We start from the raw sequence: 15,192 nt of genomic DNA on the forward strand, positions 1-15,192 counted from the left end.
GAACACAAATACCGGAAAAGTGGCCCAGACCACCATACTTCTTGAATACCCGCGACGGCGTCGGCCTCACCGGCACGCCGTCGCAATCATCCATCACACACCTGAAAGGGGAGCGTCATGGCCCAGTCCACAGCGAAGAAGCCGTGGTACAAAGACGGCACGCACATGTTGTACGTCTCCGTCATCCTTGCGGTCATCGCCGGCGTGCTCGTCGGTTTGATAGCGCCCAGCGTCGGCCAGGCTTTCAAGCCTTTGGGCGACGGATTCATCGCCCTCATCAAGATGATGATCTCACCGGTGATCTTCTGCACCATCGTCCTCGGTGTCGGCTCGGTCGCGCGTGCCGCCACCGTCGGTAAAGTCGGCGGTCTGGCGATCATCTACTTTCTCATCATGTCGACGTTCGCGCTGTTCATCGGGCTGGTCGTGGGCAATGTCCTGCACCCCGGTGACGGTCTGAATTATCACCCCACCGGCTACAAACTTCCCGATGACGCCGAAGGTGGTTCCGAAGGCGGAACCACGGGATTCCTGCTCGGAATCATTCCTAAGTCTCTGCTCTCCTCGTTGACATCCGGCAATATCTTGCAGACGTTGCTGGTGGCATTGCTCGTTGGCTTTGCATTGCAGCGCATGGGGGATTCCGGTAAGCCGATCCTGAAGTTCATCACATACATGCAGGCTCTCGTCTTCCGGCTGCTCGGGATGATCATGTGGATCGCACCGTTGGGTGCCTTTGGTGCGATCGCCGCCGTCGTGGGAGCCACCGGCATCAAGGCCGTCGGGCAAATGGCGATCCTCATGGTCGGCTTCTACATCACCTGTATTTTGTTCATCGTGATCGTGTTGGGCGCGATGCTGAAGATTTTCACCGGCGTCAACATTCTCAAGCTCATGAAGTACTTGGCCCGTGAATACCTGTTGATCTTCTCCACGTCCTCCTCGGAGGCAGCGCTGCCCCGATTGATCGCCAAGATGGAACACGTCGGCGTCTCCAAACCGGTGGTCGGCATCGTGGTTCCCACCGGGTATTCCTTCAACCTCGACGGCACCGCTATCTATTTGACGATGGCTTCGATCTTCGTCTCGGATGCCATGGGCAAGCCCTTGGAACTGGGCGAGCAGATTTCACTGCTGATCTTCATGATCATCGCCTCGAAGGGTGCGGCGGGTGTTTCCGGTGCGGGCATCGCGACCTTGGCCGGTGGGCTCCAGTCGCACCGCCCCGACCTCGTCGACGGCGTAGGGCTGATCGTCGGCATCGACCGCTTCATGTCCGAGGCGCGTGCCTTGACCAACTTCACCGGCAACGCCGTGGCGGCGCTCTTGCTGGGCAAGTGGTCACACGAGGTGGATCTGAACCGCGTGCACAAGGTCCTTGACGGCGAGATTAAGTTCGACGAAGCGACCATGGGTGGAGAAGCCGCCATTGACAACGATGACGGCGCACAACCTGAAAAGGCCGAGCCATCCACAGCTCGCCATTAGGTGACGTTTCTGGTGACGTGACCGCTCGCGCCCGCCCCTGCAATTCATGCACGGGCGGGCGCGGTGCATCCGGCGGAAAATGCACAGTTCACCGAACGCCTCTGCCCGAAAGGCATGTCGCTGTAAGGTTAAGGGCAGTCCATATCCGCCCCCAATGTGAAAAAGGTGCGCGTGAGTACACAGAACTCCGAAGCAGAACTCGGTCCCACCGGACGTCCCGTTCGCCGGTTTCCGGAACCGGAACTCCTGGACTCCCACGGTCCCGCCCGCGTGATTGCCATGGTCAATCAGAAGGGTGGCGTCGGAAAGACGACGTCGACCATCAACCTGGGTGCCGCCCTGGCCGAACTGGGCCGGCGCGTACTCATGGTGGACTTCGACCCGCAAGGTGCGCTCTCCGCCGGGTTCGGAGTGAACCCCCACGAGCTGGAGACGACGATCTATAACGTCATGATGGATCGCAAGGTCGACGTGCACAGCGCGGTGCGGCGGACCGAATTCGACAACATGGACCTGTTGCCGGCTAATATCGATCTCTCCGCGGCGGAAGTCCAACTCGTCAACGAGGTGGCGCGTGAACAGGTTCTCGCGAGCTCGCTCAAGAAGGTCAAGGATGAGTACGACGTCATCCTGATCGACTGCCAACCCTCGCTCGGCCTCCTGACCGTCAACGCTCTGACCGCGGCCGACGGCGTGATTATCCCGCTGATCTGCGAATTCTTCGCCCTGCGCGCGGTGGCCCTGCTGGTCGATTCGATCGAAAAGGTCCAGGACCGTCTGAATCCGGACCTCACCGTGGACGGCGTGCTGGCGACGATGTTCGATTCCCGGACGTTGCACTCGAAGGAAGTTCTGGCCCGAATCATTGACGCTTTTGGCGACAAGGTCTTCGACACGGTGATCAAGAGAACCGTGAAGTTCCCCGACGCAACGGTATCCGCCGAGCCGATCCTGAGCTACGCGCCGACGCATACCGGTTCGGTGGCATATCGCGAACTGGCCAAGGAGCTCATTGACCGCGGAGGCTCCCGCTGAAAACCGCTCCGTCAAGGGTTCCCACGGACCCCGAGCCCGGACCCGCCGCCGCAGAATCGGAACGGGTAGAAGGCTCGGGGTTCGCGGTATCCCTGGAGAATTTTGCGGGACCTTTCGAGGTCTTGCTCTCGATGATCTCCCAACGGGAGATGGACATCACCGAAGTTGCGCTCGCGGCCGTCACCGACGAGTTCATCGCCTATGTACGAGCCCTGCGAGACACCGGCCTAGAAAAGGCGCTGGATGAAGCCAGCGAGTTCTTGGTCATTGCCGCAACCTTGCTTGATCTCAAAGCGGCACGCTTGCTTCCGGCAGGTGAGGTCGAGGACGAAGACGACATCGCGATGCTCGAAGCTCGCGATCTTCTCTTCGCACGGTTGTTGCAGTACAAGGCCTTTAAGGACGTCGCCCAGGTCATGGACGACACCATGAAAGCTGAAGCGAGCCGGCATCCTCGGCCCGGCGGGTTACAACCCGAATTTGCCCACCTGTTGCCCGAGCTGATCATGACCACGACGCCTGAACAGCTCGCCGCGATCGCGGAGAAAGCCATGAGGCCCAAGGAGGAATCTCCCGATGAGGTGGGTCTGGACCACCTTCATGGGGCTCGAGTGACGGTTCGCGATGAAGCTGAGAACATCGCGGCGGCTCTCATGGACGGCCCACCTGCCACCTTCACGAGACTCATCGCCGATGCCGAAGACATGCTGGTCATCGTGGTGAGATTCCTCGCTCTTCTGGAGATGTATCGAGATCGCGTCGTCGGCTTCGCGCAGGAAGGACCGCTCGAGGAATTGACCATTAGCTGGATCGGGGAGGACCCATCCTGGAGTGCCGAACGCCTCGCCAGCGACGACTACACCGGAGAAGATGACTCATGAGCGACCGGCCGGAATCGCCCCATGACGGCGTAGCTGCCCCGGACGCACCTCCTCCCGCCACGGTGGACCTGGTGCCCGGCGGCGTGAAGGCCGCGGTCGAGGCGATCTTGATGGTCGCGGAATCCGCGGTCAATGAGTACGAACTCGCCGAAGCCCTCATGGTGCCCGTTGTCACCATAGAGAAAGCCGTGGCCTCCCTGCGACGCGACTACGACGGGTATACTGAGGATTTCGCGACGAACGTCGACCAGGAATCTTTAGCAGATGTCCCAGAGTCGACCCCCGGCGGACAACGTGTCCCCAGGGAACCTCGCGGCATGGAATTGCGGCGGGTCGCCGGGGGCTGGCGCCTCTACGCCCGCACGGAATTCTCGCCGTGGGTCTCGCGTTTCATCCTGGAGGGTCAAACCGCCAAGCTTTCGCAGGCGGCCTTGGAAACCCTCGCAGTGATCGCATACCGCCAACCCGTTTCCCGCGCTCGGGTCTCTTCGATCCGAGGCGTCAACGTCGACGGCGTCGTGCGCACACTGAAAACCAGGGGTTTGGTCACCGAAGACGACGAACCGGGCGAATCCGGTTCCACTTTGTACGTGACGACGCCACTTTTTCTCGAGAAGATGGGGCTAGAAACCCTGGGGGATCTGCCGAAGATTTCGCCGTATCTACCCGACGTGGAAGATATCGGCGAATACGAGCAGCGGCTCTAGGGATGGAAGGAAACGGGCTGTCAGCCGACAACCGTGCCGAATCCACAACCGCATAACCACCGAAAGTACAGGAACATGGCCAATCGATCGACGGGACGTCAGAACACCGGCAACAGCAATTCTCGCGGAGGCTCGCGAGGAGCGCAGGGGAAACCCGCTGCGCGCGGTGGTGCGTCCAAAAATTTCAAGAACCCTAACGCCAAGGGCCCGTCTCGCCCAGGAGCCGACTCTCGCGGCAAGAAGCCCGTCGTCAAGTCGGGCGCGAATAAATCCGACGCCAAGAAATTCAAGCCGAAAAAGGGCCAGGCCGGAAAGATCTTCGCGCGGGAACGCGGCGAATACCGTCCCGACCACGAATACCGCGGCCCCCACCGTCCGCGCCGTCCCCGGGCAGCTCCGGTAGACCACCTGGACGTGTACGACCGCGACGGCGTGCGCCTGCAGAAGCTCATGGCCCAGGCTGGTGTCGCCTCACGTCGCGTCTGCGAAATGATGATTCGCGAAGGCCGAGTGGTCGTTGACGACGAGATCATCACCGAACTTGGCGTCCGCGTGGATCCTCGAACCTCACACATTCAGGTCGATGGCGTGACCATCCAGACCGACGATTCCAAGGTTTACTACGCGTTCAACAAGCCCGAAGGCGTTATCGCCACGATGGAGGACCCCGAAGGGCGCCCCTGCATTTCGGACTACCTCAACCCTCAGAAGAAGGAACGGATCTTTCACGTGGGGCGCCTCGACGTCGCCACGGAAGGCTTGCTTCTGCTGACCAACGACGGCGAGCTCGCCAACCGACTCACGCATCCTTCCTACGAGGTGCCCAAGAAGTACCTGGTGCAGGTTCGTGGGCCGATGGAGCACGGCGTCGGACACGAGATGAAGAAGGGCATCCGCCTGGAAGACGGTGTCGCACGCGTGGACGATTTCCGTTTGGTCGATTCCACGCCCGGTCACTTGCTCGTCGAGGTCACGATTCACTCCGGTAAGAACCGCATCGTGCGTCGTCTCTTTGACGCTGTCGGCCACCCCGTGGAGAAGCTCGTGCGCATCGAGATGGGGCCCGTGCGTATCGGATCCCAAAAGCAAGGAACCGTGCGGAACCTGTCCAAAGTCGAGATCGGATCGCTGCTCGCTTCGGTGGGGATGTAACCGTGGCCGAAACTTCCAGCGCTACCGTCTCCGGGCCGGTCTTGGTGATTGGAGCGGGTCTTTTAGGCTCCTCCATCGGTCTCGGGTTGGCCGCTCAAGGTGTGGAAACCTGGGTTTCGGATATCTCACCGACCACCGAGGCCGTATCTGCGGATATCGGAGCGGGACGTTCTCTCGCGCTCTTGACTGAGCGGATGGGGGAGCAGGCAGCCCGCGCGGACATTGACCCGCAGCTCGTGGTTGTCGCCACTCCGCCGGATGTCACGGCCCGTACGGTCGTCGACGCGCTCAAGGATTATCCGGGCGCCGTCGTCGTGGACATTGCTTCGGTCAAGGAACCGATTCTCGACGCCGTTCGCGCAGGCGGTGCGGATTTGAGCCGTTATGTGGGGACCCACCCCATGTCTGGCCGGGAGAAGTCCGGGCCGGTCGCGGCGCGAGGCGAACTGTTCATGTCCCGGCCGTGGGTGATTTGCGAGCACGACGACGTCGCCGGCGAAACGGTGCGACTGGCGCGGGGGCTCGCCACGGATCTTGGCTCCAACGTTGCGTACATGAATGCTCGAGAGCACGACGAAACGGTTGCGCTGGTGTCTCACGTTCCCCAGGTGATGTCGTCCTTGCTGGCTTCTCGATTGCGGGATACGCCGCTCGAGTCGCTGAGCCTGGCGGGCCAAGGACTGAGAGATACCACTCGTATCGCCGCTTCCGACGCGGGGCTGTGGGTGCAGATTTTGTCCTCGAATGCGCGGCCGGTGGTCGAAACGCTGTACGAAGTCCGGCGCGACATCAATCGACTCATAGCGACGCTCGAAAATCCGACCGCCGATGGTGCTCGCCTGGATATCGCCGAGTTGATGACTCAAGGTAACGACGGCGTCGCGCGGATTCCGGGCAAGCACGGCGGTTCCCCCAAGGCTTTCGCCACGCTCACCGTGCTCGTGGACGATACCCCGGGCCAGGTGGCCAAGCTGCTCGCCGAGATCGAAGAAATCGGCGTCAACTTGGAGGACATGCGAATGGAACACTCTCAGGGCCAACCGGTGGGTATGGTCGAGGTATCCGTGATCCCGAATGCACGCGAGGAGCTCGTCAGCGAGCTCACCGATCGTGGCTGGAAGATTGCCGAATGACGAGGGGCTCTGCCAACCGGCGTGCCGATGACAACCGATGGAGGACACCGTGAGTCAAGATAATCAGGATCGCTTGGAGCAAGCGGCAGTGCCCGCTGAGCCTGCGGCGTCGCAGTTTAAGGACGGCGACCAGACCGAGGCGTGGAAATCCGAACTGGTCGTCGCGATCGACGGTCCCTCCGGCTCGGGGAAGTCCTCCGTGTCCCGGGAGGTGGCCATACGGCTTGGCCTGGCCTACCTGGACACGGGCGCGATGTACCGGTCGCTGGCCTGGTGGTGCCTCGAGGCCGGTGTGGACCTTGAGGACGATCAGGCCGTCGCCGACGCCGCAGCAAACTTCCAGCTGCAGATTGGTACGGACCCGATTGTGGAGACCATCATGGTCGGCGGGATCGATATCAAGAATGCGATTCGGGAGTCTCGAGTGACCGAGAAGGTTTCTGCGGTCGCCAAAAACCAAAAAGCTCGCGATGCCTTGATCGCTCGTCAGCGCATGGAAATCGTGGCGAACGGGCGCAGGATCGTCGCTGAAGGGCGCGACATCACGACCGTCGTCGCCCCCGATGCCTCGGTTCGGATCCTCCTCACGGCGAGCGAGGAAGCCCGCATGGAACGCCGCGGACGGCAGATCGGTAGCGAAGCCTCGGACGACCGTCTCAAGCTTGAGGTGGCGCAACGAGACGCCGCAGATTCCAAAGTTACCAATTTCACCGAGGCCGCGGACGGGGTCACCTTGGTGGATTCGACCGACCTGGACTTTGACCAGACCGTGCGCGCCGTGATCGACGTGATTCGTCAGACCGCGGCAGCGCACCACGACGAAGAGAACGACAAGAGCTCACACGATGACTGAGATGAACGAATACGAGGAGAAGTACCTCGGTGGTGCCGAAGAGGACCATGTCGAGGAGTACCTCGCCAACCTGGACGACGAGGAGGCCGAGAAGCGCGCACAAGCGCTTCGGGCCGGACTCGACGACTACGAGCTGGAGGACGAAGACAGGGCGCTCCTGGTCGACTGGGGCTTCGAAGTGGGCGAAGAGCCTACCGGCGAGCCCGACCCTGTGGTCGCCATCGTCGGACGGCCGAACGTCGGCAAGTCCACGATCATTAACCGGATCCTCGGGCGGCGAGAAGCCGTCGTCGAGGATACCCCGGGTGTGACGCGCGACCGCGTGGCGTATAAGGCCGAGTGGAACGGTAAGACGTTCACCCTCGTGGATACCGGCGGTTGGGAATCCGATGCCAAGGGGATCGACGCGCAGGTGGCCGCCCAGGCGGAGATCGCCGTGGCACATGCCGACGTCGTGATCCTGGTGGTCGATGCGCTCGTGGGCATCACGAATATGGACGAGGCGATCGTTCAAATGTTGCGCCGGGTCAAGAAGCCTCTGTTGCTGGCCGCCAACAAGATCGACGATTCATACCAAGAACCGGAGGCCGCCGCGCTGTGGTCCCTGGGTATGGGGGAGCCACACCCGATTTCCGGCGTCCACGGCCGGGGCATCGCGGACATGTTGGATGCGTTGCTTGAGGTGATGCCGGAGCACTCGCAGTATGCCGAACCGGATCAGTACGAGGGGCCACGGCGCGTGGCAATCATTGGTCGTCCGAACGTCGGCAAGTCCTCGCTGCTCAATAAGCTCGCGGGGGAGGACCGGGCGGTGGTGAACGACATCGCCGGAACGACTCGTGACCCGGTGGACGAACTGATCGAATTGAACGGACAACCGTTCCGATTTGTGGACACCGCCGGTATTCGACGTCGGCAGCATATGGCCAAGGGCGCGGAATTCTACGCTTCATTGCGTACCCAAACCGCGTTGGAGCGTTCCGAAGTCGCCCTGATCATGCTCGATGTGTCCGAGCCGCTGTCCGAGCAGGACGTGCGCATCTTGCAACTTGCGATCGATTCCGGGCGCGCCATGGTGCTGGTCTTCAACAAGTGGGACACCCTCGACGAAGACCGCCGCGACGAGCTGGAACGCGAGATTGACCGCGACCTGGCGCACGTGGCCTGGGCGCCGAGGGTCAATATTTCGGCGAAGACCGGATGGCACAAGGACAAGATGGTTCCCGCGCTGCTCCATTCCCTCGAGGCTTGGGATTCGCGGATTCCGACCGGCCGTTTGAACGCATTCCTCGGCGAGATCGTCGCGGCCCACCCGCACCCACTGCGTGGCGGAAAGCAACCGCGGATCCTCTTCGGAACGCAAGTATCCTCGCGGCCGCCGAAGTTTGTGCTCTTCACCACGGGCTTCCTCGATCCGGGGTACCGCAGGTTCATCATTCGCCGCCTTCGCGAAACCTTCGATTTCGAAGGAACACCGTTAGAAATCTCCATGCGAGTTCGCGAACGCCGCTCCCTGACACGGGATTCCAAGGGCGGACGACGCCGCTAACCCGGCTGGATCCGTTCCGGCGTCGGACCGTCGGCGCTTTTTCCGAAGGCCACCTGGTCCCGGAAAGAGCGCCTTGGCCGATGTGCGTTCGTCGGGGTGATCCTGTATGATGATTCGAGTGCCCGGCGATGACCGGGCATAAATTCGGGTTGTGGCGCAGCTTGGTAGCGCACTTGACTGGGGGTCAAGGGGTCGCAGGTTCAAATCCTGTCAACCCGACGGACATCCCCGGAATATCAGCGAAGTAACGTTGGTGTTCCGGGGATTTTTTCGTTTAAGGGTCGTTGGTGTCCACTTACTGTCCACTTTCACCGTTCCCTGTCATCCGGGTCGGCGGGCACTGGCTATCAAGTGGCGGTTGCCCGGCTGGTGGGGCGTTTACCGTTGCCGGTAGGTGGCGGAATCCGGCTATCAAGGGGCGGTTGCCCGGCTTATGTGACGTATACCGGTGCCGGCCGGGTGGCGGGATCCGGCTATCTAGTGGCGGATGCCTGGCTTATGCGGCGTTTACCCGCGCCTGGCGGGTGGTCGGGCGTCGTCGTTCGGTGGCGGTTGCCCTACGTTGGAGGTACTTACCACAGTTTGGTGGTGGTTTGGGCGCCACCTAACTGCGGTTGTCCCCGTCGAATTGGGTAACCGCCACTAAGGGGCATAGGGAGGGCCGACCCCAGCCCCCGCGCTGCCGTCGGCACCTGTCCGGATCCCTCCCAGCCCGTGTCCTGACGAACCCAGCCCAGTACGGCCAGACCCCTGCTCGATGAAGGACCGTTCTACAGCCACGATCAATCGTCGCCACTCGGAACGATGGAGCAAGCCAGCCTCAAACCCATCGTCGTCACGGCGTTGAACTGGGGAACGGAGAAAAGCCACCCATTTTAGGGCGCGCCGAATGGCGTTTCCCGCCCAGAACGTTCATGCTGATGTCGTCCTGTTGAGTTTTGAAAAACGAGAAATGGCCTTGTCTGACGTGGATGCAGAAGTAACCCCGCCCCAGTCCGTCCTCCATCTGGGTATTATGCCGACAGCCTCCGGCGCGCCCGACGACGAACGCGCGTGGTTGAACCCCCAAGAGCCGGTTGACGCCTCGATCAACTCGGGCTGGTACCGGAAGGTCGCTGAACTTGCGGAAGAAGGCACCTTCGATTTTCTCTTCGTTGCCGACGCCGTCTTCGCCGACCCCAGCGGACCGCCCCACTATCTTTCACGGTTCGAGCCGTTGACGTTGCTGTCCTACTTAGCCGCGTGGACCTCCAAGGTGGGGCTGGTCGGCACGGTTTCATCGACCTATCAACACCCGTACAACATCGCCCGGATGATGCTTTCACTGGATCACCTCAGCTGCGGGCGGGCGGGATGGAACGTCGTCACCTCGTTGAGCGATCAGGCAGCACGGAATTTTGGCTTGTCCGGCCAGATCGATCACCAGACTCGGTACTCGAGAGCACAAGAAGCAATCGAGGTAATTCGTGGACTCTGGGCCAGCCATGACCCAGGCGCATTTCCGCGGAATCGTGCGACGGGTGAATATATGGATCGCTCGAAAGTCCGCGCGTTGGAGCACCACGGTGAGTTCTTCGACGTCGCCGGCCCGCTAAACATTGAGTCCTCCCCACAGGGAGAGCCGGTTATTTTCCAGGCGGGTCAGTCGCCTCAAGGGCTTCGTCTTGCTTCTGCCACCGCCGACGCCGTCTTCGCCATGCCTACCAGTATTCAGGCGGCCATTTCATACCGGGCGCGTCTTCGCGAAGCGGGCGATCCGGAATCCTCGAAGCGAGCCGAACCGCTCCTTTTGGCACGTCTTATCGCCCTCGTCACCGACGACGACGCAACTGCCGAGGAAGCCTTGGCCTCCTACTGGCAGCTCCACGGCACCTGGGACCGTATGGCAGAACGGGTTTCGGTGGCCATCGGCCGCCCTGTCTCGACTTTCCACCAGCAGATCGATGAAGACGACGTCGAGCGGGGGATGGCCCACGAGGGAACCTGGCTCGCGGAGCCGTTGCGACAGGCTGCTCAGGAAGGCCGAACCGTAGCGTCAATTCTTGGGGACCTCTTGGAGCAGACGCAATTCATCGTGGCGGGCTCTGCAGAAACTATCGCCGAGAAAATGATCGAGTGGAAATCCGCCGGGGCGGCGGATGGCTTCGTCCTACAGGTCAGTGACGTGGCGCAACTCCACCGTTTCGTGGACGAGGTCGTGCCGGTGCTCAGACGACGCGGCGTCGCACGCTCCGAATATCCCGAAGCATCCAGCCTACGGGGATTGTTGGGCCGTCCTGTGCCATTGCAGGCTTAGATTTCGTTCACAACGCCAAGAACTCTCTGGAACATTGGTTTCAGAGAATGGTCGAGAAGATATGTGCGCCTATCGATCGTCCACAAGGCGGGCGCGACGTCGCCGATCGCGCTAGCGTAGGGGCGTGACTACCACAGCCGACGCCTCCACTTCACCGTTGAATGTTCTCCAATCCACTTTCGGATACGACGCCTTTCGAGGTTCGCAGGCCGAGATCATCGACCACGTAGTCGCTGGCGGGGACGCCGTCGTTCTCATGCCCACCGGCGGGGGAAAATCTCTCTGCTACCAAATTCCTGCGGTGGTTCGACCGGGCACAGGAATCGTCGTTTCTCCGCTCATCGCACTCATGCAGGACCAGGTGGATGCGCTGGCTGCGGTCGGTATTCGAGCGGGATATCTCAATTCCACGTTGACTCCTGAGGAAGTGCGTGACGTGGAATCGAGCCTCAGAGCCGGCGAATATGACCTCTTGTATATGGCGCCTGAGCGATTAGTTCAGCCCAGGACGCTACGTCTCCTCGAGGAGTCTCGCGTATGCCTCTTCGCCATCGACGAGGCCCACTGTGTCTCTCAATGGGGCCATGATTTTCGGCAAGATTACCTGGGCCTCAGCGTGTTGGCGGAGCGGTTTCCGGAAGTCCCGCGAATCGCCCTCACGGCTACCGCAACCGAGGTCACGCACCGCGAACTCACCGAAAATCTCCGGATGGATAGTGCCCGCCATTTCGTGGCAAGTTTCGACCGGCCCAATATTCAATACCGGATCACCGAGAAAAATAGCGCGCGCCAACAACTCTTGGACCTCATCCGGACGGAGCACGAGTCCGACGCCGGAATTGTGTACTGTTTATCGCGCAAACGCGTGGAGCAAACGGCAGCCTGGCTTCAGGCTCAAGGCATCGACGCCGTCGCATATCACGCCGGCCTCAGCGAATCGGAACGCGCCGGTGCACAACGTCGATTCCTCCGAGAAGACGGCGTCGTGGTGGTGGCGACTATCGCCTTTGGCATGGGCATCGACAAACCCGACGTGCGATTCGTTGCGCACCTTGACATGCCCAAGTCCGTTGAGGGCTACTACCAGGAAACCGGACGCGCGGGCCGAGACGGTCTTCCCGCCACGGCATGGTTGGCCTACGGTCTCCAAGACGTCGTCCAGCTCCGGCGCATGATCGGCGACTCCGAAGGCAGCGAAGAGCATCGCCGGGTCCAACGGGGACATCTGGACGCCATGCTGGCACTGTGCGAAACCACGGCCTGCCGTCGCGTTCAGATTCTGCGGTATTTCGGCCAAGAATCCGAACCGTGCGGCAATTGCGATAACTGCCTCAATCCGCCAGCATCGTGGGATGCCACGGTTCCGGTCCAAAAACTCCTGTCGACCATCGTCCGGCTGGATCGCGAACGAGGCCAGCGATTCGGGGCCGGCCAGATTATCAACGTCCTGCGGGGTGTCTCCAATGAGCGCTCCGAACAGTCGAATCACCAAGAATTGAGTGTGTGGGGCATCGGCGATGATCTGAGCGAATCCGAGTGGAGGGCAGTGGTGCGGCAATTGCTCGCCCGGAACGTCGTCGAAACCGTGGGGGAGTACGGCACGCTGGTGCTGGCGCCCGCATCTGGCCCCCTATTGCGCGGGGAGGAAAGTATCATGCTGCGGACGATGCCCGACCGCAGAACCGGTCGGTCCTCCAACAGACGCGGACGGAAGGCAAATTCAGCGGCCGCGGCGGAGCTGGACGAGTCGCAACAGAAACTATTTGAATCGCTGCGAACGTGGCGGACTGCGGAAGCGAAGGAGCAACAGGTTCCGGCCTACGTTGTCTTCCCCGACGCCACGCTCATCGAATTGGCTCGTGAACGGCCCGTTTCCGACGCCGCCCTCGCCGGGATCAGCGGCATCGGCGCCAAGAAGCAGGAACGTTACAGTCAAGCCGTCCTAGCGGTGATCGCCGAAGGCTGAGCCATCCACGGTCCGATCGATACCCACCTCACGTAGCGCGGCGACGACGCGGCGCCGGCCCGATTCGTCCAAGCCAAGAATCGGACGAGGGAGGCACGAAGGCTGGGCCAGGCCGAGAGCTTCCGCGATGGCGGCAGCGACGCGGGCGCTCCCGCCAAACTCGGTGTAAAGATCCCACAGGGGCCGCAATCGGTCGGAGGTCTCCCGCGCCAGAGCGTCATGCCCCTGACGAGCCGCCTCCACGATCGGGAGGGCAAGCTGCGGCAAGACGCCTCCGATGACGGAATACCAAACGGAGCACCCCGCCACCAGGCCCTGAGCGGCGGAGGCGTCGCCCGAAATTCCCACAACGACGTCCCGGGGGATCACGTCACGGATCTGATGAACCCGTTCCGCGGCAGCCCGAGAATCAGAAGGCAAGGGCGGGATCTTCACGGACGCAACGTGGGGCAGCGCTGCCACGCGGGCGTAGAGGTCGAGGGAAAACGAGAAGTGTGTGGTGGTTGGGTTGTCGTAGACGATGATCGGAAGATCGGTGGATTCGGACACCGCCCGGTACAGGTGAAAAACGTCCTCATCGGTCAGAGGCTGGTAGCTGACGGGTGCGAGCAATAGCGCTCGCGCACCTGCCTCGCGGGCGTTGGCGGCATGAGTCAACACATCCGAGGTGCGGAGGGCCCCAATCCCGGCGAATACCGGAGTGGATGACGCGTTCTCGACGGCGAGTTCAACGGCCCTGGCACGTTCTTCAGTGTGTAGGTAGGCATACGAACCGGTCGACCCCAAGACAGTGATCGAGTCTACGGATGCGGCGTCGAGCATGCCGATGATGTTGCCGAAAGCCGACTCGTCCATCCGGTCATCGTGCAATGGAGTGAGCGGGAAAGCGCTCAGTCCGGTAAATAACTCTGATGAATCGGGTTCCATTAACGCCCTCCGGATCCTTCGAGGCGTAAGAGTTCTCGTTTTGCCTCCAGCCCACCAAGATATCCACCCAATGATCCGTCCGCGCGGACGACCCTGTGACACGGCACGATCACAGGGATCGGGTTCGTGGCGCACGCCGATCCGACGGCTCGCACAGCTTGAGGATGACCGACTCGTTCCGCGACGTCGCGATAGCTGAGGGTCTCTCCGAAGGGGATGGTCGGAAGATAGTGCTGGACGGTTCCCCTGAACCCGTGGGATAACCGGCGGTCCAGAGGTAGATGGAACACCTGACGTGCGCCGTCGAAGTATTCCTCCAGTTGGTGTGCGGGCTGATCAAGACGTCGCCTGGATTTCAGAATTCGAGGGCTGACCGATTTCGAGAGTGACCCCAAAACGTGATCGAAATCTTCTCCTTCGAAAGCTACGCGAAGAACGCCCTCGCTCGTCGCTGCCAGCATGAGTGTGCCCAGCGGTGAATCTACTGTTCGATATGAAATATCCAGGTTTTCGTCCACGACTTTTTCTTCCAAAATTTCGTGTAATCGTGTCATGTGGTCCGACGGAACGGGAAAAATTTCGTCAAATTCATGCCTCGTTGTATTCACCGTTCACGCTCCATCAATTCGTTTCGTTGTCTCCTTAAGGATCGCAATCCGTCCGCGGCGGCACGACGCACCGCAGCTTCTGTGCCGCCGACGAGCGCGGCAACCTCCCGATACGGTAGCCCTCCCAGATGATGGTGGATCACCGCGAGTCGTTGCCGCTCCGGCAGCTGGTGCACCGCTGCCCACAACAGTTCGGCGTTCACGTCCCGCAGAACCGTTTCCTCGGCACTTTCCGACGTTGCCGAACAGTTCGGCCCCCCGGATCTTCCCTCGCCGGGTTCACTGGGTGTGGCGCGACGGGCGTTGCCGCGGGCCACATCGATGGCTTTGTGCCGAGCGACGGCAACGAGCCAGGCTTCCACCGTCGTCGTGCCAGGTAGGTCGGGCCAGGCCTTCAACCCCGCCGCGAACGTTTCGGCCCACGCGTCTTCGGCGTCGTGTTGTGACCGAAGCAGGCCACGGCAAACTCGCCACACGGTGGGACCGTGGTGCTGAACGACCTGCTCAAAGGGAATTTTGCTATCCATCACTAGGTAGTCGTCGCAGAGTGGGCGAATGTGAGGTTTCATTTCAGAAAATTTTTCATCAGCCTACTTC

The 15,192-nt window shown here is 61.4% G+C and carries 13 protein-coding genes and 1 tRNA gene; 11 read left to right on the forward strand and 3 right to left on the reverse strand.

All coding sequences use genetic code 11. The features are described 5' to 3' along the window. Nucleotides 1–117 precede the first annotated feature (117 nt). The 11 genes from D8M21_RS09185 (at nucleotide 118) to recQ (ending at nucleotide 13,060) form a co-directional block, all read left to right on the forward strand. Complete coding sequence (locus tag D8M21_RS09185; protein ID WP_048678938.1) at nucleotides 118–1,488, forward strand: cation:dicarboxylate symporter family transporter; 1,371 nt, start codon at nucleotides 118–120, stop codon at nucleotides 1,486–1,488. A 171-nt stretch (nucleotides 1,489–1,659) separates the two neighbouring features. Next, nucleotides 1,660–2,523 (forward strand): ParA family protein, encoded by an 864-nt coding sequence (locus tag D8M21_RS09190; RefSeq protein WP_238651248.1) that lies wholly within the window; start codon nucleotides 1,660–1,662, stop codon nucleotides 2,521–2,523. A 131-nt stretch (nucleotides 2,524–2,654) separates the two neighbouring features. Continuing rightward, nucleotides 2,655–3,404: a segregation and condensation protein A gene (locus tag D8M21_RS09195; RefSeq protein WP_082156646.1), complete on the forward strand. Its 750-nt coding sequence runs from the start codon at nucleotides 2,655–2,657 to the stop codon at nucleotides 3,402–3,404. Then, entirely contained in the window at nucleotides 3,401–4,111 is a 711-nt protein-coding gene (scpB, locus tag D8M21_RS09200) for an SMC-Scp complex subunit ScpB (RefSeq protein ID WP_048678930.1), read from the forward strand. Before D8M21_RS09195 ends, scpB begins: the two co-directional genes overlap by 4 nt. Nucleotides 4,112–4,186: 75 nt before the next feature. Beyond that, a complete protein-coding gene (locus D8M21_RS09205; protein ID WP_053089945.1) occupies nucleotides 4,187–5,263 on the forward strand; it encodes a pseudouridine synthase in 1,077 nt (358 codons plus the stop codon). A gap of 2 nt (nucleotides 5,264–5,265) precedes the next feature. Then, nucleotides 5,266–6,396 carry a prephenate dehydrogenase gene (locus tag D8M21_RS09210; protein ID WP_048678922.1) on the forward strand — a complete coding sequence of 377 codons (1,131 nt, stop codon included), beginning with the start codon at nucleotides 5,266–5,268 and terminating at the stop codon, nucleotides 6,394–6,396. A gap of 154 nt (nucleotides 6,397–6,550) precedes the next feature. Further along, nucleotides 6,551–7,249: a (d)CMP kinase gene (gene cmk, locus D8M21_RS09215; protein ID WP_048679047.1), complete on the forward strand. Its 699-nt coding sequence runs from the start codon at nucleotides 6,551–6,553 to the stop codon at nucleotides 7,247–7,249. Next, nucleotides 7,242–8,798: a ribosome biogenesis GTPase Der gene (der, locus tag D8M21_RS09220; RefSeq protein WP_126855827.1), complete on the forward strand. Its 1,557-nt coding sequence runs from the start codon at nucleotides 7,242–7,244 to the stop codon at nucleotides 8,796–8,798. The genes cmk and der overlap by 8 nt, the downstream gene beginning before the upstream one ends. 145 nt (nucleotides 8,799–8,943) lie before the next feature. Next, nucleotides 8,944–9,017, forward strand: a tRNA-Pro gene (locus D8M21_RS09225). Between the two features lie 796 nt (nucleotides 9,018–9,813). Then, nucleotides 9,814–11,094 carry an NtaA/DmoA family FMN-dependent monooxygenase gene (locus tag D8M21_RS09230; RefSeq protein ID WP_238651250.1) on the forward strand — a complete coding sequence of 427 codons (1,281 nt, stop codon included), beginning with the start codon at nucleotides 9,814–9,816 and terminating at the stop codon, nucleotides 11,092–11,094. Between the two features lie 124 nt (nucleotides 11,095–11,218). Then, nucleotides 11,219–13,060, forward strand: a complete 1,842-nt coding sequence (gene recQ / locus D8M21_RS09235; RefSeq protein WP_126855828.1) for a DNA helicase RecQ — start codon at nucleotides 11,219–11,221, stop codon at nucleotides 13,058–13,060. On the opposite strand, the gene D8M21_RS09240 is transcribed toward recQ, so the two are convergent. From D8M21_RS09240 to D8M21_RS09250, 3 genes are read right to left on the reverse strand one after another with little or no spacing between them, the layout of a single operon-like run. Further along, nucleotides 13,037–13,987: a dihydrodipicolinate synthase family protein gene (locus tag D8M21_RS09240; protein WP_048678911.1), complete on the reverse strand. Its 951-nt coding sequence runs from the start codon at nucleotides 13,985–13,987 to the stop codon at nucleotides 13,037–13,039. The two genes, recQ and D8M21_RS09240, sit on opposite strands and share 24 nt — an antisense overlap. Continuing rightward, nucleotides 13,987–14,541, reverse strand: coding sequence for a methylated-DNA--[protein]-cysteine S-methyltransferase (locus D8M21_RS09245; protein ID WP_048679045.1), 555 nt, complete (start codon nucleotides 14,539–14,541; stop codon nucleotides 13,987–13,989). Before D8M21_RS09245 ends, D8M21_RS09240 begins: the two co-directional genes overlap by 1 nt. A 50-nt stretch (nucleotides 14,542–14,591) precedes the next feature. Beyond that, nucleotides 14,592–15,164 carry an RNA polymerase sigma factor gene (locus D8M21_RS09250; protein ID WP_238651257.1) on the reverse strand — a complete coding sequence of 191 codons (573 nt, stop codon included), beginning with the start codon at nucleotides 15,162–15,164 and terminating at the stop codon, nucleotides 14,592–14,594. Nucleotides 15,165–15,192 lie beyond the last annotated feature (28 nt).

Source organism: Kocuria sp. HSID16901 (assembly GCF_003989425.1).
In the GTDB taxonomy this organism is placed as follows: domain Bacteria; phylum Actinomycetota; class Actinomycetes; order Actinomycetales; family Micrococcaceae; genus Rothia; species Rothia massiliensis.